Below are 23,900 nucleotides of genomic sequence, written 5' to 3'. Positions count from 1 at the left end.
AACTCCTCGGAACACCAAACTGGTTTGTACTGTAAACCAGTTTGCCATGCCCGTACAACGGGCGGCGGGCCCGCGGAGTTCCCTAACGCCGGGTGAGCACCTCCGACTCCCACAGATCCCGGTAGTAGCCGGGCCGGGAGACCAGGTCGTCGTGGGCGCCGCGCTGGATCACGCGGCCGTCCTCCAGCACCACGATCTCGTCCACCTGCTCCAGCCCCTTGAGGCGGTGGGTGACGAGCAGCGTGGTCCGGTCGTGCGTGACGTCGAGCAGGTCGGCCATCAGCTCGTCGGCCGTCTCCTCGTCCAGCGCCTCGGCCGGCTCGTCCAGCAGCAGCACGGGCGGGTCGTACAGCAGCGCCCTGGCCAGCGCCAGCCGCTGGAGCTGGCCGCCGGACACGGTGCTGCCGTCCTCGCCCAGCTCGGCGTCCCAGCCGGTGCGCTCCACCCAGTGCTCCAGCCGCGCGTCCCGCACGGCCCGCGCGAGCCGCTCGTCGTCGGCCTCCGGGCCCGCCAGGCGCAGGTTGTCGCGGAGCGAGGTACGGAAGAGGTACGGGTCCTGCGTGAGGCCGGTCATCATGGCCCGCACGTCGTCGGAGTCCAGGTCGGCGATGTCCACACCGTTGATCCTGATATTTCCGGACTCGGGCTCGACGAGCCGCATGAGCGCCGCCAGGATCGTGCTCTTCCCCGCGCCGCTCGGCCCCACCAGCGCCACCCGCCTGCCCGGGGCCAGCGTGAGCGACACCCCGTCCACGGCCGGCCTGCCGCCGGGCGCGTGCCGTACCACGAGATCCTCGACCTCGACCGTCAGCGGCGGCGACGGGGGAGCGGCGGGCGTGGCCGGCTCCGTGACGGCCGGGGAGGCGGAGCGGACCTCGCGCAGGCGGCGCAGCGCCGCCGCGATGCCCGCGTACCGCTCGCCGGCGGCGGCCAGCGGCAGCACCGGCTCGAACGCCACCAGCGCCGTCAGCGCGAGCACGGCCGTGCCGACCGTCCCCACGCCGCCCGCCTGCGCGACCAGCACGATCGCGACCACGGTCAGCACCTGCACCAGCGTGCCGCCGGCCAGGGCGGTGGCGTGCACCCGGGCCTGGCGGCGCTCCAGCCGGCCCAGCGCGTCGCCCGCCTCCCCGGCGTCCCGCAACGCCCGGTCCCCGGCCCCGTACGCGGACAGCTCGGCGGCGCCGTGCACCAGGTCGGCGACCCGGCCCGCCATCTCGGCCCGCGCCGGCGCCATCCGCGCCGACCAGCGGCGCGCCGCGGCGGCGGTGGCCGCCGGCAGCAGCGCCCCGGCCAGCAGCAGCCCGGCCAGCAGGACGGACCCGGTGACGGGCAGGATCGTCAGGCCGATCACCACCGCGGTGAGGCCCGCGATGGCGGCCGCCGCGGCGGGCAGCAGGCAGCGCACGAGCAGGTCCTGCACCGCGTCGGTGTCGTCGACCATGCGGCTGAGCAGGTCGGCGCCGCCCACCCGGGGCCGCTGCGGCGGGATCAGCGACTCGTACAGCCGCTCCCGCGTGCCGGCCTGCGCCCGCAGGGCCACGTCGTGGCCGGTCAGCCGCTCGGCGTAGCGGAACACGCCGCGCCCGGTGGCGAACGCCCGGGTGGCCACGATCGCCACGCTGAGCGCGGCCAGCGGCGGCTGCTCCGCCGCCCGCGTGATCAGCCAGGCGGCCGCGGCGATCAGCCCGAGGCCCGCGAGATCGGCCGCGGCCCCGGCCAGCACCGCGTACACCAGCCGGGCCCGCATCTGCCCCTTCATCGCTCCACCCGCCCGCTCGTCGGAATCTCGTCGCCGGTCTTCTCCTGCTGAGGCGAGGCCGCGCCGGGACCCGGGGGAGCGAGGGCGGGTTCCGTGCGGGTGGTGTCCGCGACGACGCGGCCCTCGTGGACGCGGATGACCCGGTCGGCCAGCTCGATCATGGCCGGGCGGTGGGCCACGATGACGGCGGTGCGGTCCTTGCTCAGCTCCGCGGTCGCCGCCACCACGGCGGCCTCACTGCGGCCGTCCAGCCGGGCCGTCGGCTCGTCCAGCAGCAGAACCGAGGTCGACGGGCGGCAGAAGGCGCGGGCCAGGGCGATGCGCTGGCGCTGGCCGGCCGAGAGGTTGGCGCCCCGCTCGCCGACCCGGGTCTCGTAGCCGTCGGGCAGCTCCCCGACGAACTCGTCGGCGTAGGCGGCGCGGGCGGCCCGCCGCACCTCGTCCATGGAGGCGGCGGGCGCGCCGAGCCGGATGTTGTCCGCCACCGAGGTGGTGAACAGGTGCGCGCGCTGCGGCACGAACGCCAGCCGGGCCCGCCACGTCTCCAGGTCCAGCGTCCGCAGGTCGGCCCCGTCGACCAGCACCCGGCCCTCCGACGGCGGCACGAAGCCGAGCAGCAGGTTGAGCAGCGTGCTCTTGCCGCTGCCGCTCTCACCCACCAGCGCCACCCGCTCGCCGGGCTCGATGGTGAGCGTGACACCGTCCAGCGCCGGGTCGGCACGGCCGGGATAGCGCACGGTGACGTTCTCCAGCTCGATCCGCGGCCGCCCGGACACGGCCGCGGTGCGTCCCGGGGCCGGCGCGGCGGGGTCGTCCGAGCGGTCCAGGACGGAGAAGGCGGCGTCGGCGGCGGCCACCCCCTCCATCGAGGCGTGGAAGCGCGTGCCCATCGCGCGCAGCGGCAGATAGGCCTCCGGCGCCAGCAGCAGCACCAGCAGCGCCGTGGACAGGTCCAGCGTGCCGCCGAGCAGCCGCAGCCCGATCGGCACCGCCACCAGCGCCAGCGACAGCGACGCGCACAGCTCCAGCACCAGCGACGACAGGAAGGCGACCCGGAGCGTGCGCATGGTGGCCGAGCGGTGCGCGCCGGCCACCTCCCGGATCACCGTCGCCTGGTAGCGGGCCCGGCCGAAGGCGCGCAGCGTGGGCAGGCCGCGCACCACGTCCAGGAAGTGGCCGCCGAGCCGGGTCAGCGCCCGGTACTGCCGCTCGGTGACGGCTTTGGTGGTCATGCCCACCAGCGCCCCGAAGATCGGGATCAGCGGCAGCGTGACCAGCACGATGACGGCGCTGGCCAGGTCGGCGGCGAACAACCGGACCAGCACCGCCAGCGGCACCACCGCGGCCACCGCGATCGACGGCAGGTAGCCGGTCAGGTAGTCGTCCAGCCCGTCCAGGCCGCGCCCGGTGAGCGTGACCAGCTCCCCGGAGCGGTGACCGGCCAGCCGGACGGGGCCGAGCTCGCGGAACCTGGCCAGCAGGCGGTGCCGCAGCGCCGACTTGACGCCGGTGGCGGTGCGCCCGGCGAAGACGCCCTGCGTCCAGGCCAGCAGCGCCCGCAGCGCCACCACGCCGGCCACGGCCGCCAGCGCGACCGCGGTGAACCTGCCGGACAGCACCCCGGCCAGCAGCTCCGCCTGCACGAGGACGAGCAGCCCGGCCGCCATCGCGGCCGCGAACGTGACGGCCAGATGACGCAGGACCGGCTGCTCTCCCCGGATCAGGCGGAGTAGATCCTTGTGCACGGGCGCCTCAGAAGAAGGATGGGTTCAGGTCGGCGCCCTTGCCGGGACGGAAAGTGCGCCATATCCATACTTGCGCGCCCACCATGATGGGTGCGAACGGCAGGACCATGAGACTGAGCACATTCAGCGTGGCCGCCGGCGCGCTGTGCTCCAGCATGTAGGACATCCCCCCGCCGAGCAGGGCGAGCGCCGGCGTCGCGGCCAGCGCCCCCGACGCCAGCAGGGCCCGGCCGGTACGCGCCGGTCCGGCGAACCCGGGCAGCCGCCAGCCCAGGAACACGCGGCCGTGCCAGGCGAACAGCAGGGTCACCGCCGCGCCGAGCAGCAGCCCCAGCGGGTGCATGAGCGGCCCGTCGAACCCGGTGGCCGCCGCGTAGATCACCAGCCCCCAGCCGAACGACAGCCAGAGCGAGCCCAGCACGATCATCAGGTCCCAGAACGCCCGCCACCGGGCACCGCCGATCCTGCGCCGGAACCACAGCCCGGCGTCCCGCACGATCCACGCCAGCAGCATGGCCACCACCAGCGGGTAGATCGCGGGCAGCAACTCGCCCTCCAGCAGCGGGTAGACGCCGAACAGCGTCCCGGCGACGGCGACCAGCCACACCTCGTTCGCGAGCACGTACGGCCCGATCGCGGCGACCATGCGGTCCCGGTCGTCGCGGTTCCTGCCGAGGACCGGCAGCAGCAGCCCGACCCCGAGGTCGAAGCCTTCCAGCGCGAAGTAGCCGGCCAGCAGCAGGGCGAAGACGGCGAACCAGATCAGCTCCATCGGGGCACTCCTAGTGGCTCAGCGCGGGCGAGCGCTGTTCGGTGGCGGTGGCGCCGAGGGCGAGGTCGCGCGGTCCGCGCCTGACCACCCGGGCGATGAGCACGTAGTCGACGACGGCCAGCAGCCCCAGCACGGCCACGAACCCGGTGAGCGAGGCGGTGACCATGCCGGTCGTGAGCCCCGGCGTCATGGCGTCGGCCACGGTCAGCTTCTCCCAGATCATCCACGGCTGCCGCCCCAGCTCCCTGGCCAGCCAGCCGAGGATGGCCAGCACGAACGGCACCGGCGTCAGCGCCATCAGCAGGGGATGCGCCCACCGCCAGCGCGGCAGCTTCCTGATCAGCGGCAGCATGAAGAGCAGCACCACCATGGACAGCAGGTTGCCGCCCTCCATCATCAGCCCCAGCGGCACCGCGGCGGCCGGGTTGTCGTCGAACTTGCCGTCCTGGATCCCGCCGAACTGGGCGTAGCCGTACGCCACGGTCAGCGTGATGCCGACGGCCGCCGCCACGATCCCCGTCTTCATCGACCTGGTGAAGAACTCCTGCTCGTGAGTACGCCGCCGCAACTGGTAGGCGCTGGCCCCGACGAGCACCATCGCCCCGGTGAACAGCCCGGCGCCCAGCACGTGCGGCAGCGCGAACACCAGCGTCTTGTTGGTGAACAGCGCGCCGGCGTCCACCAGGGCCAGCCGGTCGCCCGCGTCCACCGCGCCGGCCGGGTTCTGCAGGAACGAGTTGGCCACCATGATGAAGAACGCGCTGGCGTACGCGGTCGCGGTGACCGCCCAGATGCAGGCCACGTGCGCCCACTTCGGCAGCCGCCCCCAGCCGAAGATCCACAGCCCCAGGAACGTCGACTCCAGGAAGAACGCCACCAGCGTCTCCATGGCCAGCGGCGCCCCGAACACGTCGCCCGCGTAGTGGGACAGACCGCTCCACGACAGGCCGAACTGGAACTCCATCACCAGGCCGGTGACGATGCCCAGGGCGTAGTTGATGACGTAGATCTGCCCCCAGAAGCGGGTCATCCGCTCGAACAGCGGCCTGCCGGTGCGCGCCCACCGGGTGTTCATGATCGCCACCAGCGGCGCCAGCCCGAGCGTGAGCACGACGAACAGGAAGTGCAGGCTCCCCGTCAGGGCGAACTGTAAGCGGGCCAGATCGAGTGCGTCCATCTCTCCACTCCGTCGTTGTGCCTGTCTACATATAGACAGCCTACATGTAGACTGCCTACATGCGAGACGGTGCTTAGGATCGTTGCCATGAACCCCGACGCGCTGCGCGGCCACATGGACGCTCTGCTGCTCTCCGTGCTGGAGCGGGAGCCGCTGCACGGCTACGCCATCATCGAGGCCCTGCAGGAGCGGAGCGGGGGAGCGCTCAACGTGCCGACCGGCACCGTCTACCCGGCGCTGCGCAGGCTGGAGCGCACCGGCCACCTGGTGAGCGAGTGGGCGACGGTGGGCGGGCGCAGGCGGCGCACCTACCGGCTCACCGACTCCGGCAGGAAGCAGCTGGAGGGGGAGCGGTCGGCCTGGCAGGCGTTCACCAGCGCCATCGGGAGCGTGCTGGGGCCCGGGGAGGTCAGGCCCTCCGGGTCAGCCTGACGCACCGGGTCGCGCAGTAGAGCTGCAGCCCGGCGCAGGCGTAGGTCATCAGGTTGGCGAGGACGACGGGAAGGGAGAGCCCCATGCTCGCCGACACGTACGAGCCCTGCGAGAGCACCAGGCCGAGCAGCGAGGTCAGCGGCAGCATCAGCCAGACCGCCAGGCCGAGCGAGCGCGTCACCAGCCGCGCCTTCGGGATCCAGCGGGCGCCCCGGCCCAGCGCCAGCAGCGCGAGCCCGCCGTACAGGCCGGTGGCGAGCTGGATGACGTCGAGCAGCCGGGAAGCGGGCATGAACCAGCTCGGCCGGCTCTCCCACACGACCGGATCGGCGGGCGCGAAGTTCCAGACCAGGCCCCACGCCAGCACGGTCGCCGGCACGCTGACGAACAGCAACAGCCCCAGCCTGCGCCCCGCCGAAGCGGTCAGCTCCTCCTGGTAGCCCGGCGCCACCTCCTGGACCGGCCCGAACTCCTCGACCGCCCGCCGCTCCGCGTCGGCCCGGCGCAGCCCTTCGGCCTCGTAGGCCTCGGCGCAGTCGACCAGACTGTCGCGCGCCTCGACGACCAGGTCATGTTTCGGCCCGTACGGACCCGACAGGGACCGGCGCAGCTCGGTCACGTAGTCGTCGATGAGCATGGACTCAAGTCTACGAAGCGGCACCCCGGGCCCCCATCGGGGATCTCCCTGATATGCGGTCACGCTAGCCGTGCTGCGCCGGCGCGCGGCGGCGGGAGAACCAGCGCAGCATGGGCAGGCGCATGCTCACCCGCATGCCGCGCGGGGTGAGCGCGAACGTGCACTCCTTCAGCCGCACCCCCGCCGGGTGCGCCAGCCCGGTGAAGAGGCAGGCCGACAGGTCGAGCCCCGTCAAGGCCAGGCTGGCCGCGTCCACCTCGCGCAGCGACGTCAGCGTGGACGTGCCGCCGCCGGTGACCGTCGCGGGGCCGCGCAGGACCGCGCCCTCCAGGTCGGCCTGCGAGTCGGTCAGCCGCACCGTCGTGGCCCCCGCCACCACCAGCCGCCGCAGGTCGACCCCGCACCCGCGGACGGCCAGGTCCAGGGTGCCACCCGCCTGCGCCCGCGTGGCCGAGAACCTGCCGGTGGCCGACAGGTAGGCGTCGGCGGCGAAGCGCACCGAGTCGAACCCGGCGCTGCCGCTCACCTTGCGGAACGAGAGCGTGCGGCCGAACCGGGCGCCGCGGAAGTGCGCCGCCTCGCCCATCCGGGCCCCGTCGAACGTCGCGTACCCCTCGAACCTGGCGGCCTCGCAGGACAGCCCGTGCTCGAACACCGCCTGGCTGAACAGCGCGTCCCTGGTCATCACCGCCCCGTCGAGCGAGGCGTGCCCGCGCACCGTCACCCCGTGGAACGACAGCTCCCTGGCGAACCTGGCGCTCGCCAGCGACACGTTGCCCTCGAAGCGGGCGCCGAAGAACGACGCGAGCCGCTCGAACCGGGCGCCGTCGAGCGACACGTCGCCCGTGAACGTCACCCCCGCCAGCCGCACGTCGCCGGTGAAGCGGGCGCGGTCGAGCCGGGCGCGACCGGGCCGGCCGAGGGTGGCCTCCACGACCCTGCCCAGCAGGTCGCCGCTGAGCGTCGTGCCGCGCAGGTCGAGCAGCCGGCCCGGAGCCATGCCCGCCAGCACGGCGGAGACCTGGTCGGGGGAGAGGTGGGCGAGGCAGAGGCCGTACGGCCGGCGGGCGATCCCTGTGCAGGCCGCCGATTGCGCGCAGGTGACCCAGTCCATGCCCTGCTCATACCCGGTGGGCCGCACTGTCAAGGTTCGGCGATGGAAGCTTGAGGTCACATCTCTGTAGACACCTGTCACGGACCCTGGCTCTAGAGTGCGGCTTATGCATGCTTTACCCCGGGCTTCCTGGGCCGCGATCACCGCGGCCGCACTCACCGCCGGCCTCCTGTCGGCCCCCGCCGCCGCGACGCCCGCCGGCCCCTGCGACACCCCGCCCGACCGGGAGATCGCCGAGGTCCAGGGCAGCGGCGCCGCCACCCCGCTCGCCGGGCAGACCGTCCGCGTCGAGGGCGTGGTCACCGCCGACTTCCAGCGCACCGACCAGCTCAGCGGCTTCTTCCTGCAGGACCCGACGCCGGACGCCGATCCGGCCACCTCCGACGCGCTGTTCGCCTTCGCCCGCGAGTCCTTCAAGGACGTCAAGGTCGGCGACCGCGTGCTCGTCACCGGCCGGGCGATCGAGTTCAACGGCTGGACCGAGCTGTCGCCCGTCACCGCCGTCGACGTGTGCGGCACCGGCTCCATCGCGCCACAGCGCCACCGGCTGCCCAGCGCCGACCTGGAGCCGGTGGAGAACATGCTGCTCACCTTCCCCCAGCGGCTGACCGTCAACGACAACTACAACCTGGGCCGCTTCGGTGAGGTCACGCTGTCCTCCGGCGGCAGGCTCTTCCAGCCGACCGACCGGCCGGGCGTGACCGCCGACGACAACGCCCGCCGCTCCCTGCTCGTCGACGACGGCTCCAACCAGCAGAACCCGGCCACGCTGCCGCCCGTCGTGCGCGCCGGGGACAGCGCCACCGGCATCACCGGCGTGCTCGGCTACGGCTTCGACCGCTACCGGCTGCAACCCACCGAGCCGATCCGCTACCAGAGCACCAACCCGCGCCTGCCCCGGCCGTTCCCGATGATCGGCAACGTCACGGTGGCCTCCTTCAACACGCTCAACTGGTTCACCACGATCGGCTCGCGCGGCGCGAGCACCGCCGAGGAGCAGCAGCGCCAGCTCGCCAAGCTCGTCTCCGCGCTCAAGGGACTCAACGCCGACGCCGTCGGCCTCATGGAGGTCGAGAACAACGGCCAGACCGCCCTGCAGGCCCTGGTCGACGCGGTCAACGCCGAGATGGGCGCGGGTACGTACGCGGCTCTCACCCACCCCTACCCGGGCACCGACGCGATCCAGGTCGGGCTCATCTACAAGCCGGGCAAGCTGACCCCGGTGGGTCAGGCCCGCTCATCAGAGGACCCGGTGTTCAGCCGCCCGCCGCTCGTCCAGAGCTTCCGTCGCAAGCACGGCGGCCAGCCGTTCACGATGGTGGTCAACCACCTCAAGTCCAAGGGCTCCTGCCCTGACAGCGGGCCCGACGCCGACCAGGGCGACGGCCAGGGCTGCTGGAACCCCACCCGGGTGGCGCAGGCACAGGCGCTGCTCGGCCTCATCGAGGACCTGCCGGCCCCGCTGGTGCTCGGCGACCTCAACGCCTACGGCGAGGAGGACCCGATCGAGGCCCTCGAAGCGGGCGGCCTCACCAGCCTCACCAAGCGGTACGTGCCCGCCCCGCTGCGCTACAGCTACCTCTTCGACGGGCTGGCCGGCGAGCTCGACCACATGATGGCGAGCAAGCAGCTGCTCAGGCGCGTCACCAGCGCGGCCATCTGGCACGTCAACGCGGACGAGCCGCGCATCCGCGACTACAACACCGAGTTCAACCCGCCGCACCTCTACCGGCCGGACGCCTACCGGTCCTCCGACCACGACCCCCTGGTCGTCGGCCTCACCCTGCCCGGCCGCTGACCCGCGCCCGTCCCCGTGCCCGTCCCCTGGCCGGGCCGCGTGCGCGCGGCCCGGCCCGGAGCATGGAATGCTGGTGAGGGGTACGTGGTTGTCACGGAGACAATCACCGGAAGCGGACCGACGTCAGAGGAGCCACTTGTGGCGACCATCGAAGTAACCGAGACCAACTTCAACGACATCGCCGACAAGGGGATCGTCCTGCTCGACTTCTGGGCGGAGTGGTGCGGTCCTTGCAAGATGTTCGGCCCGATCTTTGAGAAGGCCTCCGAGAAGCACGAGGACATCACGTTCGGCAAGATCGACACCGACCAGGAGCAGGCGCTCGCGCAGGGCTTCGAGATCAGGTCGATCCCGACCCTGATGGCCATCCGCGACGGCATCGTGGTCTTCGCGCAGCCCGGCGCCATTCCCGCGCCGGCCCTCGACGACCTGATCCGTCAGGTGCGCGCGCTCGACATGGACGAGATCAGGGCGGAGCTCGACAAGGAGCTCAAGAACGCCCAGAAGAACTGACCCACTCCGGCACGGCCCCGCCCTCGGGCGGGGCCGCCGTGCTTTTTAGGCCTTGCGGCCGACGCCCGCGTATCCCGGGCTGCGCCGTCCCGAGGCGGCCAGCTCGTCGTCCGGGCGCCAGTCCTTCGGGTCCACCAGGCCGGGCTCCAGCAGCTCGTAGCCCTCGAAGAAGCGCAGGATCTCCTCGTGCGTGCGCAGGTTGAGCGCCGCCGTGGACTGCTTGTAGACCTCGAGCGCCTGCGGCGTGAGATCGGTGTTGTCGTCGATCGCGTGGCTGATCACCAGGTGGCTGCCGGGCACGCTGACCTCGCGCAGCCGGGCGATGAGCCCGAACGCCTCCTCGTCCGACAGGAAGTGGAGGATCGTCAGCATCATGAACGCGACCGGCCGGTCGAAATCGATCAAGGGCTTGAGCTGCTCCAGCAGCTCATCCGGCTTGCGCGCGTCACCCTGGAGGAAGTCGACGTCGTCGCCGCGCGCCAGCAGCGCCCGGCCGTGCGTGCACACCACCGGGTCGTTGTCGACGTACACCACCCGCGAGCCCACCGCGATCTCGTGCGTGTTGCCCTGGGTCGGCAACCCCGCCCCCAGGTCCACGATCTGGTCGACACCGTTCTCGGTCACCAGGCGTACGGCCCTGCGCAGGAAACCGCGGTTGACCGCGGCCGAGGTCTTGGTGTTGGGGAACAGCTTCAGGATGCGCTCGGCCGCCTCCCGATCCGCCGCGAAGTTGTCCTTGCCGTCGAGGTAGTAGTCGTACATCCTCGCGACGTTGGGCACGTTCGGATCGACGCCATCTGGAGCTCTGTCCACCACATCTCCCAATATTCCCGGCCTTTAGCCGCTGATCATAGAAGATGTTCCGGGCCACCGCTCGGCGATGGCCCGGAAAGGTGAGAGTTACTCAGCCGCGGTACAGCTCGGCCACCCGGAAGGCCAGATCGAGCGACTGGCTCCGGTTGAGCCGCGGGTCGCAGGCCGTCTCGTAGCGGGTCGCCAGGTCGCCCTCGGCGATCTCGTGGCCGCCGCCGACGCACTCGGTCACGTCGTCGCCGGTGAACTCGATGTGGATGCCGCCAGGATGAGTGCCGAGCGCGCGGTGCACCTCGAAGAACCCGGCCACCTCGTCGAGCACGTTGTCGAAGCGCCGGGTCTTGTGGCCGCTCGGGGCCTCGAAGGTGTTGCCGTGCATCGGGTCGCACACCCAGGCCACCTGCGCGCCCGCGGCCGTGACCTCCTTGACCAGCGGCGGCAGATGCTCGCGGATCTTGGACGCGCCCATCCGCGTGACGAACGTGAGCCGCCCCGGCACGTTGTCCGGGTTGAGCTTCTCCACCAGCGCCAGCGCGTCGTCAGGGGAGGTGGACGGGCCCAGCTTGACGCCGATCGGGTTGCGGATCCTGGAGAAGAACTCCACGTGCGCGCCGTCGAGCTGGCGGGTGCGCTCGCCGATCCAGACCATGTGCGCCGACACGTCGTAGGGCAGGCCCGTGCGCGAGTCGATGCGGGTGAGCGCCTGGTCGTAGTCGAGGATCAGCGCCTCGTGGGAGGAGTAGAACTCCACCGACTGGAACTCCTCCGGCTCGGCCCCGCAGGCCCGCATGAAGGCCAGCGCCTGGTCGATCTCGCGGGCCAGCCGCTCGTAGCGCTGACCGGCCGGCGACCCGGCCACGAAGTCCTGGTTCCAGGCGTGCACCTGGCGCAGGTCGGCGTAGCCGCCCTTGGTGAACGCCCGGGCGAGGTTGAGCGTCACCGCCGAGGAGTGGTAGGCCTTGAGCAGCCGCCACGGGTCGGGCCTGCGCGACTCGGGGGTGAAGTCGAACCCGTTGACCATGTCGCCCCGGTAGGCGGGCAGCTCCACGCCGTCGCGCACTTCGGTGCCCTTGGACCGCGGCTTGGCGAACTGGCCGGCGAGCCGGCCGATCTTGACCACCGGCACCTTGCCCGCGTAGGTGAGCACGATCGCCATCTGCAGCAGCGTCTTGAGCTTGTTGCGCACGTTGTCGGCCGTGGCGCCGGCGAACGTCTCGGCGCAGTCGCCGCCCTGCAGGACGAACGCCTCGCCCCGGGTGACGGCCGCCAGCTCCTCCTTGAGCTGGTCACACTCTCCCGCGAAGACCAGCGGGGGCAGGCCGCCGAGCTCGGCGACGACCTTCTCGAGCTCGTCGCGCTCAGGCCAGTCAGGCTGCTGGGCCGCGGACAGGGCTCGCCAGGAATCGAGATTCAGCGAATTGCTCAATGCGCTCACGAGATACGAGGGTATTCCACCGGATCCCTCTGGCCGACCTCCATGTCCACGTTGTGAGAAGGCGGTCAAAGCTTGACGGCATCCATGAGCGCCGAGCGCCCGAATCACCGGGTGTGAGCCGCCTCTCACCACCTCGGGAGTGGACATGGACGACGAACTCCACGCCCTGTCCGGCGCCTACGCCGCGCACGCGTTGCCGCCGGCCGACGTGGCGTCGTTCGAGGAGCACCTGTCGAGCTGCCGCACCTGCCCGTCCGAGGTGAGCCGCCTCCGGGAGACGGCCGCCCGCCTGGCCCTCGCCGTCGCCACCCCGCCGCCCGCCTCCCTGCGCCCCCGCGTCCTGACCGCCGCCCACCGGCGGCACGACACGGTCCGCCCGGCGGCGGACCGGACTCCGCGTGCCGACGTCCTTTCCTCGCGGCGCGGGTGGCGGGCCAAGGCGGTGGCGGGGCTCGCCGCCGTGTCCGCGGCCGCCGCCGTCGCGCTCGGCGTGGTCGCCTTCGACGCCCGCCGCGACCTGGGCGACCTGCGGGCCGGGCACGGCGCGCTGGTCACGGAGGTGGCCGCCGTCCTGGCCGCCCCGGACGCCCGTACGGTACGGCACCGCATCGCCTCGGGCGGCACCGGCGTCGCCGTCGTCTCCCGCGAGCGGGGACGGATACTGTTCACTTCATCGGGAATGCCGGAGTTGCCGCCGTCCAAGGTCTACGCTCTGTGGCTGATGAACCCGGACGGCGTCCGCCCGGCCGGGCTGCTCGACCGGGGGGAGGACGGCCTCACCGCGCCCGTCGTCGCCGACCTCCGCGACGACGTCCGCCTCGGCCTCACCGTCGAGCCCGCGGGCGGCTCCGACCGGCCGACCACCCGCCCCATCCTGTTCGCCGAGCTTCCCGCGGCCTGAGCCGGACCGTCGCCCAGGCCGCGGGGAACCCCAGCCCGAGTTGTGACCATGAAAGGTGAAGACGAGACGCGTTTTCTGGCGGATAGTGCGGTGCATGCGGATCTTAGCGGTGCTGGTGATGATGCTCGCCGCCGCCGTCCTGGGCGTGTCCCCGGCCGGAGGAGTGCTCGCCGACGCGGCGGAGCCGGGCGCGGCGACCGTGGTGCCCGTCCAGGTGACGGGCGCGCCGGAGAAGCGGTTCAACCTGATCGTCATGGGAGACGGCTACACCGGGGCGGAACAGGAGAAGTTCCGCCAGGACGTGGACCGCCACCTCAACGTGATGTGGTCCATCGAGCCGTTCAAGTCCTACCGGAACTACCTGAACGTCTACCGGATCGACATCGTCTCCGGCGAGTCCGGCATCAGCTGCGACCCCGGCCTGTCCTCGCCGCGCAGGACCACCCCGCTCAGCATGGGATTCTGGGGCCGCTGCAACCCCGGCAGCGTCCAGCGCCTCATCACCATGGACAACACCGCCGCCACCCGCTACGCGAACCTGGTCACCGGCACCTCCTCCGCCAACCGCCAGATCCTCGCCCTGGGCAACAGCGGCACGTACGGGGGAGCGGGCGGCGCGTACGCGACCGCCTCCGGCAGCAACGCCATGTCCGCCCTGATCAGCCCGCACGAGCTGGGCCACTCGCTGGGCGGGCTGCAGGACGAGTACGACTACTACCAGCGCGGTGTCCCCGGCGGCCCATACACCGGCCGGGAGCCGGACTCGGCCCATCACACGCTGCTGACCGAGCGGGAGATGCTCGACCGGCGCGCGAAGTGGTGGCGCTGGCTGGGCGAGCCCAGCGAGTCGGGCGGCCCGATCGCCCGCTACGAGGGCGGCCTGTACGCGGGCACCGGCGTGTGGCGGCCCAGCGCCCACTCGATCATGAAGAGCCTCGGCTATTACTTCGACCAGGTCGGCCGCGAGGTCATGACCGAGCGGATCACCGCCAAGACCATGGTCATCCAGGACGCCACGCCCACCGGCGCCCCGGTCGGCGCCGACCGGGTGCTCTGGGCCGAGCCGATGCGCCCCGTCAGCCACGGCCTGGTCACCACCTGGACGGTCGACGGCGAGGAACTGGACGGCGACCGCGACGCCCTCGACCTGCGCACCCTCGGCCTGGCCCCCGGCACGCACACCGTCACCGCCACGGTCACCGACCCGACGGACTTCGTCCGCGACCCCGCCGTCCGCGACTCCATGACGCGCACCCGTACCTGGACCGTGGACACCTCGCTCACCACCCCGCCGGACGGCGTCGAGCCGGGGTTCGTCTCCTCCACCCCGGTGCACCGGCCGGTCGGCAGGGACGAGGTCGTGTACGTGGAGACCACCCACCCGGTCGCGACCGTGCCCGAGGTCACCTGGCGGCTCGACGGCGAGCGCGTCGGCGGCTCCGGCACCGACCTCGACCTGGGCGCGCTCGCCCTGAGCGCCGGCGCCCACGAGCTGACCGCCTCGCTCGGCGGCGACACCCTCACCTGGACGGTCGACGCCACCCCGCCCACCACCGCCTACGAGCTGTCGGAGCCGCTGGCCCGGGCGGGCGACACCTACGTCTACAACGGCCCGTTCACCATGCGGCTCACCGGCGCCGACGACCGCGACGGCCACGTGGTGCCGGAGTCACGGGTGGACGGAGACGGCTGGTTCAACTACTTCGGTTGGCCCACCTCATCCGAGCTGCCGTGGACGTTCAGCGAGGACGGCACCGTCATCGACCACCTCGTCTTCGGCAAGCTGCCGCGCGGCCGGCACACGGTCGAGTACCGCTCGATCGACGCGGCCGGCAACCACGGCGCGCCGGGGGAGTTCACCGTCACCACGATCGCGCCGCCGCCCGCCTGCACCCGCACGATCACCGGCGAGCACCGCGGGCCGCTGGCCGTCACCGGCGGCGTCACCTGCCTGGACGGCGCCCGCGTGACCGGCCCGGTCGTCGTGGGGCGCGGCGCGTCCCTCGTGGTCACCGGCGGGCGCGTCACCGGCACGCTCACCGCGTCGGAGGCCGCCGCCGTGCACCTGCTCGGCGCCCGTCTGGACGGCGCGTTCAGCGCCGACCGCACCGGCTCGCTGCACATCGTCTCCGCCGACGTGCGCGGCGCCGTCCTGCTCACCGGGAACGACGCGCCGGTCCTGTCGGGCAGCACCGTCAGGGGCGCGCTCGCCTGCACCGGCAACACGCCCGCGCCCGCCGACCTGGGCGTGCCCAACGCGCTGCGCGGAGCGGGCGCCGGGCAGTGCCGCGAGCTACGCGACGGTGCCGGGGGCGAGAGGTACGAGGCGGTCCAGCACCTCGGCGAGTGAGGCCGTGGCCTGGTCGCGCACGCGGGCGTACTCGGCCTCCGGATACTGCCGGGGGCCGTTCTCCACCAGCAGGATCAGGTAGAGGTACGCCCGGTACAGGTCGAGCCGTACGCGCGCGGCCGGGGTGAGCTCGAACGGGGTCACCTCACGGTAGCCCGCCACCAGCGGGTCGTCCTCACGCAGCTCGGCGAAGATCGTCGGGGTGATGAACTCGGCCAGCGGGTCGCCCCAGAACGCCCGCTCGTGGTCGATGATCGCCTGGATGCGGGGCGGCCCCGACAGGTCCAGGAACACGTTGCCCGGCCAGATGTCGAAGTGGACCAGGTGGGGCGTGGTCACCTCGTCGAGCGCGGGCGCGGCCGCCGCCAGCAGCGCGCGGATGCGCGGCACCGGCGCGGGCAGCGCCGTCGGGTAGCGGACGGTGTCGCCGAGCAGCGCGTCGACCATGGCGAGGTACGCCTCGCGCCAGGTCGAGCCGGTGATCCCGGCGTGCGGGTAGCCGAACACGGGGCCGGTGACCGCGTTCAGCCGGGCCAGGAGGCGGCCCAGCTCGCGGCGGAGCCTCGCCTCGTCCTCGGGCGTGACCTTCGGAGAGCCCTCGCCCAGGGCGCCGTCGTGCCGTGAGACGTGGTTCCAGGAGACGCCGTCGAGCGCCGCCAGCATGAGGTAGTCGCCGCCCAGCACCGGGTCGTCGAACCCGGCCCGCAGCAGCGCCGCCACCGGCACGCCCGCCGCCGCGGCCAGCTCGCAGGCCGCCGCCTCCGTCCGCAGCAGATCGCGCTCGTAGCTCAGCTGGTCGAGCTCCGGCGGCGGCGACAGCTTGCAGACCACGTCGCGGCCGTCGTCCAGGCGCAGCCGCCACACCGCGTTCGCGAAGCCGTCGGTCAGCTCGGCGTGATCGAGCACGCCCGCGCCGAGCGCCCTGCGGGCCAGCGCGTCGAGCTCCTGCCGCGATAAGCGGCGCTTGGTCCTGCTGTCCACCCGCGCCCTCCTCAGACCGGCTCCCGCCGTACCAAGCCCATCCGCGCTTTTCCGGGCCGCGCCTCAGGCCGACTCGCGCCGCACCAGGTGGGTGTCGAGGATCACGACCGGCTGGCGCAGCTCCTCGCCGTTGATGCGGGCCACCAGCAGCAGCGCCATCTGGCGGCCCATCGCCTCCGTCGGCTGGTGGACGGTCGTCAGCGGCGGGTCGGCGTGCAGGGCGGCCTTCGAGTCGTCGAACCCGATCACCGCCACGTCGCCGGGGATCGCCCGGCCCGCCGCCTTCAGCACCCGGACCGCGCCCAGCGCCATCGGGTCGGAGGCGGCGAACACCGCGTCGAGGTCGGGATGGGCGGCCAGCAGCTCGGCCATCGCCGCCTCCCCGCTCTCCTCGGAGAAGTCGCCGTACGCGACCAGCTCGGGAAAGCCGGAAGGCAGCAGCGCGTCGCGGTAGCCCGCCAGCCGGTCGACGCCCACGCCCATGTCCTGCGAGCCGGCGATGGCGGCGATGCGGGTGCGGCCGAGGCCCAGCAGGTGTTTGACCGCCTGCCGGGCCCCTGCCCTGTTGTCCATGTCGACGTAGCTGTAGGGGGACAGGCCGACGGGGCGGCCGCCCAGCACGGTCGGCACGCCCATCGCCTCCAGCCTGCCCGGCAGCGGGTCGGCGCCGTGCAGTGACAGGAGCAGCACGCCGTCGACGTGCTGCCCCGTCAGGTAGTGCTGCAGCCTGGCGTGCTCCTGGGGGGTGCGCGCCATGGCCAGCAGGAGTTGCAGGCCGGTCTCCGACAGCGCCGAGCCGATGCCCCGGATCGTGCCGGCGAAGTAGGGCTCGTCGAAGAGCCGGCCTTCGGACTCGGAGACGACCAGCGCGACGGTGTCGGTGCGGCGGGTCACCAGGGTGCGGGCCGCCCGGTTGGGGACGTAGCCCAGCTCCTGGATCGCCGCCTGCACCGCGTCGCGCGCTCGCTGGCTCACATTGGGGGAGCCGTTGATGACTCTCGACACCGTGCCTCGGCCGACCCCGGCCCGGGCGGCGACTGCCTCAAGAGTCGGTCGGTTCATGGTTCCTATTCTGCCGGATGATCTCGGCATACCATGTCGCGCTGTCCTTGGGCAGCCGCTCCTGCGTCTCGTAGTCGACCCGGACGATGCCGAAGCGCTTGCCGTAGCCCCAGGCCCACTCGAAGTTGTCCATGAGCGACCAGGCGAAATAGCCCTCCAGCGGCACTCCGGCGTCGATCGCCTCGCGGCAGGCGCCCAGGTGGGCCTCGAAGTAGGCCCGCCGCTCCTCGTCGCGCACCCGGCCGTCGGCCAGGACGTCCTCGAACGCGGCGCCGTTCTCCGAGACGACCAGCGGGATCCGCGGGTAGTCGCGCGCCACCCTGGCGAGCACCTCCACCAGGCCGTCCTCGTCGATCTCCCAGCCCATCGCGGTGACCGGGCGGCCGCCGTTCACGAACGAGACGTGCTCGCTGCCCACCCAGGGCGAGGCCGAGTCGGTCGGCGCCGCCGCCGCCGAGGCCCTGCCGCCCGGCGCCCCGGACACCGTGAACCGGCTGTAGTAGTTGACCAGCAGCACGTCGATCGGCGCGTTGATGGTCTTCAGGTCGCCGTCCTCGATGAAGGCCAGGTCCATCCGCAGGTCGTCGAGGACGTCCTGCGGATAGCGGCCGGTCAGCAGCGCGTCGAGGAAGAACCGGTTCTGCAGCCCGTCGATGCGACGTGCCGCGTCCTGGTCCGCCTCGCTGGCCGTGGCCGGGGTGATCGCGTAAAGGTTCACGCAACCTCCCACCCGGCGCGCGCCCATGGCCTGGACCCCTAGTCCATGGGCGAGGTTCAAGTGGTGCGCGGCCCGGATGGCGTTCTCGGGCTCGCGGCGTCCCGGAGCATGCTCACCCGAGGCGTATCCGAGGAAGGCCGCGCACCACGGCTCATTGACGGTGCTCCACGTGTGCACCCTGTCGTGCAGCGCTTCGTGCACGATCGCCGCGTAGTCGGCGAAGCGCAGCGCCGTGTCCCTGGCCGGCCAGCCGCCTCTGTCCTCCAGGGCCTGCGGCAGGTCCCAGTGGTAGAGCGTCAGCCACGGGTCGATCCCGTGCGACAGCAGCTCGTCGACCAGGCGCTTGTAGAAGTCCAGCCCCTTCTGGTTGACGGCCCCGGATCCGTCCGGCTGCACGCGCGGCCAGGACACCGAGAAGCGGTAGGCGCTCAGACCCAGATCCGCCATGATCCGTACGTCGTCGCGGTAGCGGTTGTAGTGGTCGATGGCGACGTCCGCGTGTTCGCCGCCCACCACCCTGCCCGGCGTCTTGGTGAACGTGTCCCAGATCGACGTGCCGCGGCCGTCCGCCGTCACCGCGCCCTCGATCTGATAGGCCGAGGTTGCCGCGCCCCACGCGAACCCGGTAGGGAATCGCAGCTCGGAGCGGGTCTGTTCCTCCTGAGTCGTCACGCCTTGACCGCACCTTCCATCAGGCCGCCCACGATCTGACGGCCGAACAGTACGAAAACTACGAAGAGAGGGAGTACCGAGGCGGCGGTGCCGGTGAACAGCATCACGTAGTCGGTGCCGTGGGCCTGGTTCAGCGCCGCGATCGAGGTCTGCACCACCGGGTTCTCCGGCAGCAGCACGATGAGCGGCCACATGAACTCGTTCCACGTCTGCATGAACACCAGCAGCGCGAGCACCGCCATGCCCGGCCGGAGCGCGGGCAGGATGACCTTGCGATAGATGCCCAGTGTTGACGCCCCGTCGACCCTGGCCGCCTCGACCAGCTCGTCCGGCACCGCCTGGGAGGCGTACTGGGTCATCATGAACACGCCGAACCCGTTGACCAGGAACGGCAGGATCACCGCCTGGAGCTGGCCGGTCCAGCCGAGCGTCACCATGAGCTCGTACAACGGCACGATGCCCATCTGCTGCAGCGGCACCATCATGGTGACCAGGATCAGCCCGAGCAGGATCTTCGAGCCGCGGAAGCGCAGCTTGGAGAAGGCGAAGCCGGCCAGGGTGGAGATGAACACCACCGACACGGTCACCGTCGTCGCCACGATCGCCGAGTTGATGAGGCCGGTGAGGAAGTAGGCGTCCTCGGTGGCGAGCAGCCGCTCGACGTTTTCGCCCAGATGGCCGCCCGGCAACATCGGCGGCGGGGTGTCGAGCGCGTCGTCGTTGGTCCGCGTCGCCATGATGAACATGTAGTAGACGGGATAGGCCGACAGCAGCAGCGCCAGGGCGAGCACAACCTTAGTGAGAGCCCCCGCGTCCCACAGCCGGTTGACCGGTTGCCTGGTGGTCATCGTGCACCCCCGATGCGGCGCGTGAACCAGTAGTTGATCATGGTGCCGAAGAGGATCAGCACGAACAGCAGCCAGGCGGCGGCCGAGGCGTAGCCGATCTCGAACCCGCCGCGGAAGGCGGCCTCGACGATGAACATCGCCACGGTCTGGTACTGGCCGGTGGTGCCGCCGGTCATCATCTGCTCGCCCTCGAACATCACCGGCTCGGTGAACAGCGTCAGGCCGCCGATGGTGGAGATGAAGACGACGAACACGATGGTCGGCCGCAGCATCGGCAGCGTGATCTGCCAGAACTGCCGGCGCGCCGAGGCGCCGTCGATGGCCGCGGCCTCGTACAGGTCCTTGGGGATCGTCTGCATGGCGGCGAGCAGGATGATCGCGTTGTAGCCGGTCCACCGCCAGTCGACCATGGTGGCGATGGCGATCCAGGCGGACCACTTCTCGTTCTGCCAGGCGATCGGCTCGATGCCGGCGAACCCGAGTATCCAGTTGAACAGGCCGTAGTCACGGCTGTAGAGCTGGCTGAAGACGACCGCCACCGCGACCACCGAGGTGACCATCGGCAGCAGCACGCCCAGGCGCAGCAGCAGCCTGCCGCGCAGGCGCTTGTTCAGCGCGTTGGCCAGCACCAGGGCCATGATGATCTGCGGCACGGTGGCCAGCACGAACATGCCGACCGTGTTGAACACCGCGTTCCAGAACTCCGCGTCGGCGATCAGTTCGGCGTAGTTCGCGAGGCCGGCGAACTCCCGCTTGCCGGCCAGCTCGGCGTCGTGCAGCGACAGCCAGAGGGTGTAGAGAAGAGGGAAGACGCCGAAGACGGCGAACAGCAGGAAGTAGGGCGAGACCAGGAGGTAGGGCATGCCCCTGAGGTCGAAGCGCCCGGCCCGCCTGCTCGGCCTCGCCCGCCTGGGCGACGCGTGCCGGGGCGGCGGCGCGAGTTGGAGAGTCATGGAAGCCTTTCGAGCCAGATCGGGAGTGGCGCCCGCCCGGAGCGGGCGCCACCCGGTCCAGTGGGAGCGTCAGCCCGCTGCCTTGACGCCCGCCTCGACGAACTTCGTCCAGGCCTCGTCGTAACCCACCGCGCCCTGGTCCATGCCCTCCAGCACCTTCTCCACCGAGGTCTTCACCTGGGCGTGCTTCTCACCCAGGAAGACCGGCTGCAGGTCCTTGACCGAGGCCGAGAAGATCTCGCCGGTCGGCACGTCGTTGAAGTACTCGTTCTTGAGGCCCGCGACCTCGGGGTCCTGCTGGGCGGGGATGGAGCTCGGGAAGGCGCCCGCCTCCTTGAAGGCCGCGATGTGGCCGTCCTTGCCCGTCAGGTAGTTGAGCACCTCGGCGGCTTCCTTCGGGTGCTTGGTCTGCTTGGGGACGGCCAGCCACGAGCCGCCCCAGTTGCCCGTGCCGCCCGGCACCGCGGCGACGTCCCAGTTGCCCTTGTTCTCCTCGCCGGCCGCGCCGGAGATCACGCCGAGCATCCACGACGGGCAGCCCATGGTGGCGAAGTCGCCGCCCTTGATGGCCTTGTTCCACGGCGGGGTGAACGCCTGGAGCTTGGCCGTCAGGCCCTGCTGGCTGAACTTCTGCACCCAGTCGAAGGAGGTCTTGACGGCCGGGTTCGTCTCCAGGACGAGGTTGTTCTCCTTGTCGAAGTACGAGATGTTGCCGTTCTTCGGCGCCTCCTGCGACAGGATCACGTTGTAGATGGTGTTCGGGCCGTCCATCCACTTCGCGCCGGTGTCGGCGGCCGAGAACTTCTTGCCGGCCTCGAGGTAGGCGTCCCAGGTCGGCCAGAGCTTGGCGACCTCCTCACGGTCGGTCGGCAGCCCGGCCTTCTCGAACAGGTCCTTGCGGTAGCACATGGTCATGCCGCCGATGTCGGTGCCCAGCGCGAACAGCTTGCCCTCGGCGTTGACGCCCGTCTCCCACTTGGCCGCGGGGAAGTCGGCCTTGCGGTCCTGCAGGCCGTACTCGCCCAGGTCGGTGAAGAACTGCGGGCGGGCGGCCATCAGGCCCATCGCGCCCTCGTCGATGCCGACGATGTCACCGGCGCCGCTGCCGGCCTGCAGGCGCTGGAGCAGCTGCGGCAGATAGACGTCTTCGAACCTGTCGGTCAGGTTCGAGTACTTGACCTGGATGTTCGGGTGCTCGGCGTTCCACTTCTTCACGGCCTCGTCGTAGCCGAAGTTCTCGCCGCCGCCGAAGGTGTGCACGTTGATGGTGACGGGCTCCGCCGGCGTGCTCGCATCGGCTGAGGGGGCCGGAGCCTCACCGCCACCACAGGCGGCGGTCATCGCGGCCAGGGCCGTGACCAGGACTCCGGTTACTGCAAAGCGCTTGTGGTTCGTCATACCGTACCCCTCTTGGGTGTGGATCTTGGGAGGTGCATCGCGACAGTCCCGCGATTGGAGTGTCTTTGGGAGCGCTCCCACAAAGAGTGCCCGTAGCGCGTCCAGGCGTCAACGTCCCGAAACTCAACCGTTACCTCTGGGGTATTTTGTGACCCTAGAAGTAGCCGTACGGGGATATATCGCCCAAAGCGCTACTTGGGAGCGCTCCCATCCCACGGGCACCGTTTCTCCCGCACACCGGCACAAAAGCGCACCAGAACCAGAGGCGTCTCACCGGCAGGCCGCGGCCCGCGCCTCCATGAGAACGCGTTCGCGCTCGTTGCGGGTCAGCGCGGCCGCGCGCTCGAACTCGGCGCGGGCCTCGCCGAGCCGGCCCAGTCTGAACAGCAGGTCGCCGCGTACGCCCGGCAGCAGGTGGTAGTCCCGCATGGCCGGCTCGCCGGCGATCTGGTCGACCAGCTCCAGGCCCACCTCGGGGCCGTACGCCATGGCCAGGGCCACCGCGCGGTTGAGCTCGACCACCGGCGAGCCGGACAGGGCCGCGAGCCGCGCGTACAGGTCGGCGATGCGGACCCAGTCGGTCTCGCCGGGCGTGAACGCGCGGGCGTGGCAGGCCGCGATGGCGGCCTGGAGCGTGTACGGGCCCATGGTGTCTGTCAGTTCCTCGGCCCGCTCCAGCGCGGCCAGGCCGCGGCGGATGAGCAGCCGGTCCCACCGGGCGCGGTTCTGCTCCAGCAGCAGGATCGGCTCGCCGGACGGGCCCAGCCTGGCGGCCGAGCGGGACGCCTGGATCTCCATGAGCGCCACCAGACCGAACACCTCGGGCTCCTTCGGCATCAGCCCGGCCAGCACCCGGCCCAGGCGCAGCGCGTCCTCGCAGAGGCCGGGCCGCATCCAGTCGTCGCCGGCGGTGGCCGAGTAGCCCTCGTTGAAGATCAGGTAGATGACCTCCAGCACGGACGACAGCCGTCCGGCCAGCTCCTCGCCCGCGGGGACCTCGAACGGCACCTTCCGCGTGGCCAGGGTCCGCTTCGCGCGGACGATCCGCTGCGCCACCGTCGGCTCGGGCGTCAGGAACGCGCGCGCGATCTCGTCGGTGGACAGGCCGCCCAGCACCCGCAGCGTCAGCGCCACCCGGGCCTCGGTGGACAGCACCGGATGGCACGCGGTGAACACCAGCCGCAGCAGGTCGTCCTCGATCTCCTCGGGGCCGGGCGGCTCCTGCCCGGGGTCGTCCTCCAGGGCGCGGCCGATCTCGGCGAGCTTGCGCTCGTAGCGTTCCCTGCGGCGGATCAGGTCGACGCCCCGGCGCTTGGCCACGGTCATCAGCCAGGCGCCCGGATTGCGTGGCACGCCCTCGCGGGGCCACTGCTCCAGCGCCGCGACCAGCGCGTCCTGTGCCAGCTCCTCGGCCAGGCCGACGTCGCGCACCAGCCGGGCCAGCCCGGCGATCAGCCGCGCCGCCTCGATCCGCCACACGGCCTCGATGGCCCCATGCGTCTCCGAAGCTGTCACGGGCCCATCGTATGGTCACCCCGTCCGGGACATGCCCGGCACTCACCTCAGCGCGGGAAGCGAGAAACGCTTTCAAGAAGGAGCGGCGTCCCGGGCATGTGCGCCGGGCTCCTGGTTGAAGCGGTGATGGTCGTCCACGGCGGGCGTGCCGCCCTGGTTGAGGGCGGCACGCCCGCCCGGGCGTGGGTGGCGCGTTTCCGGCAGGCGTGCGGGGGGTCGCCCTGGGGCTGCCGTCAGGCGTTCGGGGGGTTGGTCTCCAGGGACTCGCGGAGGGCTTTGTCGCGCTCGGCGGTCTCCGGGGTGA

Annotated in this window: 21 protein-coding genes; 6 read left to right on the top strand and 15 right to left on the bottom strand. The window is 71.7% G+C overall.

Translation table 11 applies throughout. The features are described from left to right. Nucleotides 1-82 precede the first annotated feature (82 nt). From cydC to ABD999_RS39805, 4 genes are read right to left on the bottom strand one after another with little or no spacing between them, the layout of a single operon-like run. The gene (gene cydC, locus ABD999_RS39820; RefSeq protein ID WP_345483164.1) at nt 83-1,762 is read right to left on the bottom strand and encodes a thiol reductant ABC exporter subunit CydC; all 1,680 of its coding nucleotides are present in this window, start codon (nt 1,760-1,762) and stop codon (nt 83-85) included. Further along, nucleotides 1,759-3,507, bottom strand: coding sequence for a thiol reductant ABC exporter subunit CydD (cydD, locus tag ABD999_RS39815; RefSeq protein WP_148032467.1), 1,749 nt, complete (start codon nt 3,505-3,507; stop codon nt 1,759-1,761). Before cydD ends, cydC begins: the two co-directional genes overlap by 4 nt. Nucleotides 3,508-3,514: 7 nt before the next feature. Beyond that, entirely contained in the window at nt 3,515-4,279 is a 765-nt protein-coding gene (locus tag ABD999_RS39810; protein WP_148032466.1) for a cytochrome d ubiquinol oxidase subunit II, read from the bottom strand. Between the two features lie 10 nt (nt 4,280-4,289). Beyond that, a complete protein-coding gene (locus ABD999_RS39805; RefSeq protein ID WP_148032465.1) occupies nt 4,290-5,456 on the bottom strand; it encodes a cytochrome ubiquinol oxidase subunit I in 1,167 nt (388 codons plus the stop codon). An 87-nt stretch (nt 5,457-5,543) separates the two neighbouring features. On the opposite strand from ABD999_RS39805, the gene ABD999_RS39800 reads away from it, so the two are divergent. After that, entirely contained in the window at nt 5,544-5,888 is a 345-nt protein-coding gene (locus tag ABD999_RS39800; protein ID WP_148032464.1) for a PadR family transcriptional regulator, read from the top strand. Here the strand turns inward: ABD999_RS39800 and ABD999_RS39795 are convergent. Both ABD999_RS39795 and ABD999_RS39790 read right to left on the bottom strand, forming a co-directional pair. Beyond that, nucleotides 5,866-6,525 carry a permease prefix domain 1-containing protein gene (locus ABD999_RS39795; protein ID WP_271280022.1) on the bottom strand — a complete coding sequence of 220 codons (660 nt, stop codon included), beginning with the start codon at nt 6,523-6,525 and terminating at the stop codon, nt 5,866-5,868. The two genes, ABD999_RS39800 and ABD999_RS39795, sit on opposite strands and share 23 nt — an antisense overlap. Before the next feature lie 64 nt (nt 6,526-6,589). Then, on the bottom strand, nt 6,590-7,639 hold the full coding sequence (locus ABD999_RS39790; protein ID WP_219544538.1) for a pentapeptide repeat-containing protein: 1,050 nt from the start codon (nt 7,637-7,639) through the stop codon (nt 6,590-6,592). A gap of 106 nt (nt 7,640-7,745) precedes the next feature. On the opposite strand from ABD999_RS39790, the gene ABD999_RS39785 reads away from it, so the two are divergent. Together ABD999_RS39785 and trxA are read left to right on the top strand one after the other, a co-directional pair. Beyond that, nucleotides 7,746-9,437 carry an ExeM/NucH family extracellular endonuclease gene (locus tag ABD999_RS39785; RefSeq protein WP_271280021.1) on the top strand — a complete coding sequence of 564 codons (1,692 nt, stop codon included), beginning with the start codon at nt 7,746-7,748 and terminating at the stop codon, nt 9,435-9,437. Between the two features lie 138 nt (nt 9,438-9,575). Further along, the gene (gene trxA / locus ABD999_RS39780) at nt 9,576-9,950 is read left to right on the top strand and encodes a thioredoxin (RefSeq protein WP_148032460.1); all 375 of its coding nucleotides are present in this window, start codon (nt 9,576-9,578) and stop codon (nt 9,948-9,950) included. A gap of 45 nt (nt 9,951-9,995) precedes the next feature. Here trxA and ABD999_RS39775 read toward each other — a convergent pair whose 3' ends face one another. Further along, entirely contained in the window at nt 9,996-10,763 is a 768-nt protein-coding gene (locus tag ABD999_RS39775; RefSeq protein WP_148032459.1) for an SAM-dependent methyltransferase, read from the bottom strand. A gap of 91 nt (nt 10,764-10,854) precedes the next feature. After that, entirely contained in the window at nt 10,855-12,189 is a 1,335-nt protein-coding gene (locus tag ABD999_RS39770) for a class II 3-deoxy-7-phosphoheptulonate synthase (protein ID WP_271280020.1), read from the bottom strand. 154 nt (nt 12,190-12,343) lie between these two features. On the opposite strand from ABD999_RS39770, the gene ABD999_RS39765 reads away from it, so the two are divergent. Both ABD999_RS39765 and ABD999_RS39760 read left to right on the top strand, forming a co-directional pair. Further along, nucleotides 12,344-13,099, top strand: a complete 756-nt coding sequence (locus ABD999_RS39765) for an anti-sigma factor (protein ID WP_345483163.1) — start codon at nt 12,344-12,346, stop codon at nt 13,097-13,099. Between the two features lie 94 nt (nt 13,100-13,193). Further along, nucleotides 13,194-15,449: a M64 family metallopeptidase gene (locus ABD999_RS39760; protein ID WP_271280265.1), complete on the top strand. Its 2,256-nt coding sequence runs from the start codon at nt 13,194-13,196 to the stop codon at nt 15,447-15,449. Here ABD999_RS39760 and ABD999_RS39755 read toward each other — a convergent pair. The 7 genes from ABD999_RS39755 to ABD999_RS39725 form a co-directional block, all read right to left on the bottom strand. Further along, entirely contained in the window at nt 15,393-16,430 is a 1,038-nt protein-coding gene (locus ABD999_RS39755) for a phosphotransferase family protein (RefSeq protein WP_271280264.1), read from the bottom strand. The two genes, ABD999_RS39760 and ABD999_RS39755, sit on opposite strands and share 57 nt — an antisense overlap. Before the next feature lie 63 nt (nt 16,431-16,493). Beyond that, on the bottom strand, nt 16,494-17,492 hold the full coding sequence (locus ABD999_RS39750) for a LacI family DNA-binding transcriptional regulator (protein ID WP_148032452.1): 999 nt from the start codon (nt 17,490-17,492) through the stop codon (nt 16,494-16,496). Beyond that, nucleotides 17,473-18,882, bottom strand: a complete 1,410-nt coding sequence (locus ABD999_RS39745) for a GH1 family beta-glucosidase (protein ID WP_148032451.1) — start codon at nt 18,880-18,882, stop codon at nt 17,473-17,475. Before ABD999_RS39745 ends, ABD999_RS39750 begins: the two co-directional genes overlap by 20 nt. Beyond that, nucleotides 18,879-19,730 carry a carbohydrate ABC transporter permease gene (locus tag ABD999_RS39740; protein WP_148032450.1) on the bottom strand — a complete coding sequence of 284 codons (852 nt, stop codon included), beginning with the start codon at nt 19,728-19,730 and terminating at the stop codon, nt 18,879-18,881. The genes ABD999_RS39745 and ABD999_RS39740 overlap by 4 nt, the downstream gene beginning before the upstream one ends. Continuing rightward, nucleotides 19,727-20,683 (bottom strand): carbohydrate ABC transporter permease, encoded by a 957-nt coding sequence (locus tag ABD999_RS39735; protein WP_148032449.1) that lies wholly within the window; start codon nt 20,681-20,683, stop codon nt 19,727-19,729. Before ABD999_RS39735 ends, ABD999_RS39740 begins: the two co-directional genes overlap by 4 nt. A 69-nt stretch (nt 20,684-20,752) precedes the next feature. Then, nucleotides 20,753-22,081, bottom strand: a complete 1,329-nt coding sequence (locus tag ABD999_RS39730) for an ABC transporter substrate-binding protein (protein WP_148032448.1) — start codon at nt 22,079-22,081, stop codon at nt 20,753-20,755. A 270-nt stretch (nt 22,082-22,351) separates the two neighbouring features. Beyond that, on the bottom strand, nt 22,352-23,596 hold the full coding sequence (locus ABD999_RS39725; protein ID WP_271280207.1) for an RNA polymerase sigma factor: 1,245 nt from the start codon (nt 23,594-23,596) through the stop codon (nt 22,352-22,354). Between the two features lie 96 nt (nt 23,597-23,692). Between ABD999_RS39725 and ABD999_RS39720 the strand changes: the two genes are divergently transcribed. Continuing rightward, a partial coding sequence (locus ABD999_RS39720; protein WP_345483162.1) for a hypothetical protein occupies nt 23,693-23,900 on the top strand: 208 nt, incomplete at its 3' end.

Origin of the sequence: Nonomuraea ferruginea (assembly GCF_039540635.1) — a bacterium.
Taxonomy (GTDB): Bacteria; Actinomycetota; Actinomycetes; order Streptosporangiales; family Streptosporangiaceae; genus Nonomuraea; species Nonomuraea ferruginea.
The sequence above is the reverse complement of the archived record's forward strand: the minus strand, read 5'-3'. Positions and strand labels throughout refer to the sequence as shown.

Bases quoted from the DNA above. Each gene is read 5' to 3' on its own strand.
- ABD999_RS39795 (WP_271280022.1), bottom strand. From the start codon at position 6,525: ATGCTCATCGACGACTACGTGACCGAGCTGCGCCGGTCCCTGTCGGGT.
- ABD999_RS39750 (WP_148032452.1), bottom strand. From the start codon at position 17,492: ATGAACCGACCGACTCTTGAGGCAGTCGCCGCCCGGGCCGGGGTCGGC.
- ABD999_RS39805 (WP_148032465.1), bottom strand. From the start codon at position 5,456: ATGGACGCACTCGATCTGGCCCGCTTACAGTTCGCCCTGACGGGGAGC.
- ABD999_RS39790 (WP_219544538.1), bottom strand. From the start codon at position 7,639: ATGGACTGGGTCACCTGCGCGCAATCGGCGGCCTGCACAGGGATCGCC.
- ABD999_RS39740 (WP_148032450.1), bottom strand. From the start codon at position 19,730: ATGACCACCAGGCAACCGGTCAACCGGCTGTGGGACGCGGGGGCTCTC.
- ABD999_RS39730 (WP_148032448.1), bottom strand. From the start codon at position 22,081: ATGACGAACCACAAGCGCTTTGCAGTAACCGGAGTCCTGGTCACGGCC.
- ABD999_RS39765 (WP_345483163.1), top strand. From the start codon at position 12,344: ATGGACGACGAACTCCACGCCCTGTCCGGCGCCTACGCCGCGCACGCG.
- ABD999_RS39800 (WP_148032464.1), top strand. From the start codon at position 5,544: ATGAACCCCGACGCGCTGCGCGGCCACATGGACGCTCTGCTGCTCTCC.
- ABD999_RS39735 (WP_148032449.1), bottom strand. From the start codon at position 20,683: ATGACTCTCCAACTCGCGCCGCCGCCCCGGCACGCGTCGCCCAGGCGG.
- cydC (WP_345483164.1), bottom strand. From the start codon at position 1,762: ATGAAGGGGCAGATGCGGGCCCGGCTGGTGTACGCGGTGCTGGCCGGG.
- ABD999_RS39785 (WP_271280021.1), top strand. From the start codon at position 7,746: ATGCATGCTTTACCCCGGGCTTCCTGGGCCGCGATCACCGCGGCCGCA.
- ABD999_RS39810 (WP_148032466.1), bottom strand. From the start codon at position 4,279: ATGGAGCTGATCTGGTTCGCCGTCTTCGCCCTGCTGCTGGCCGGCTAC.
- ABD999_RS39760 (WP_271280265.1), top strand. From the start codon at position 13,194: ATGCGGATCTTAGCGGTGCTGGTGATGATGCTCGCCGCCGCCGTCCTG.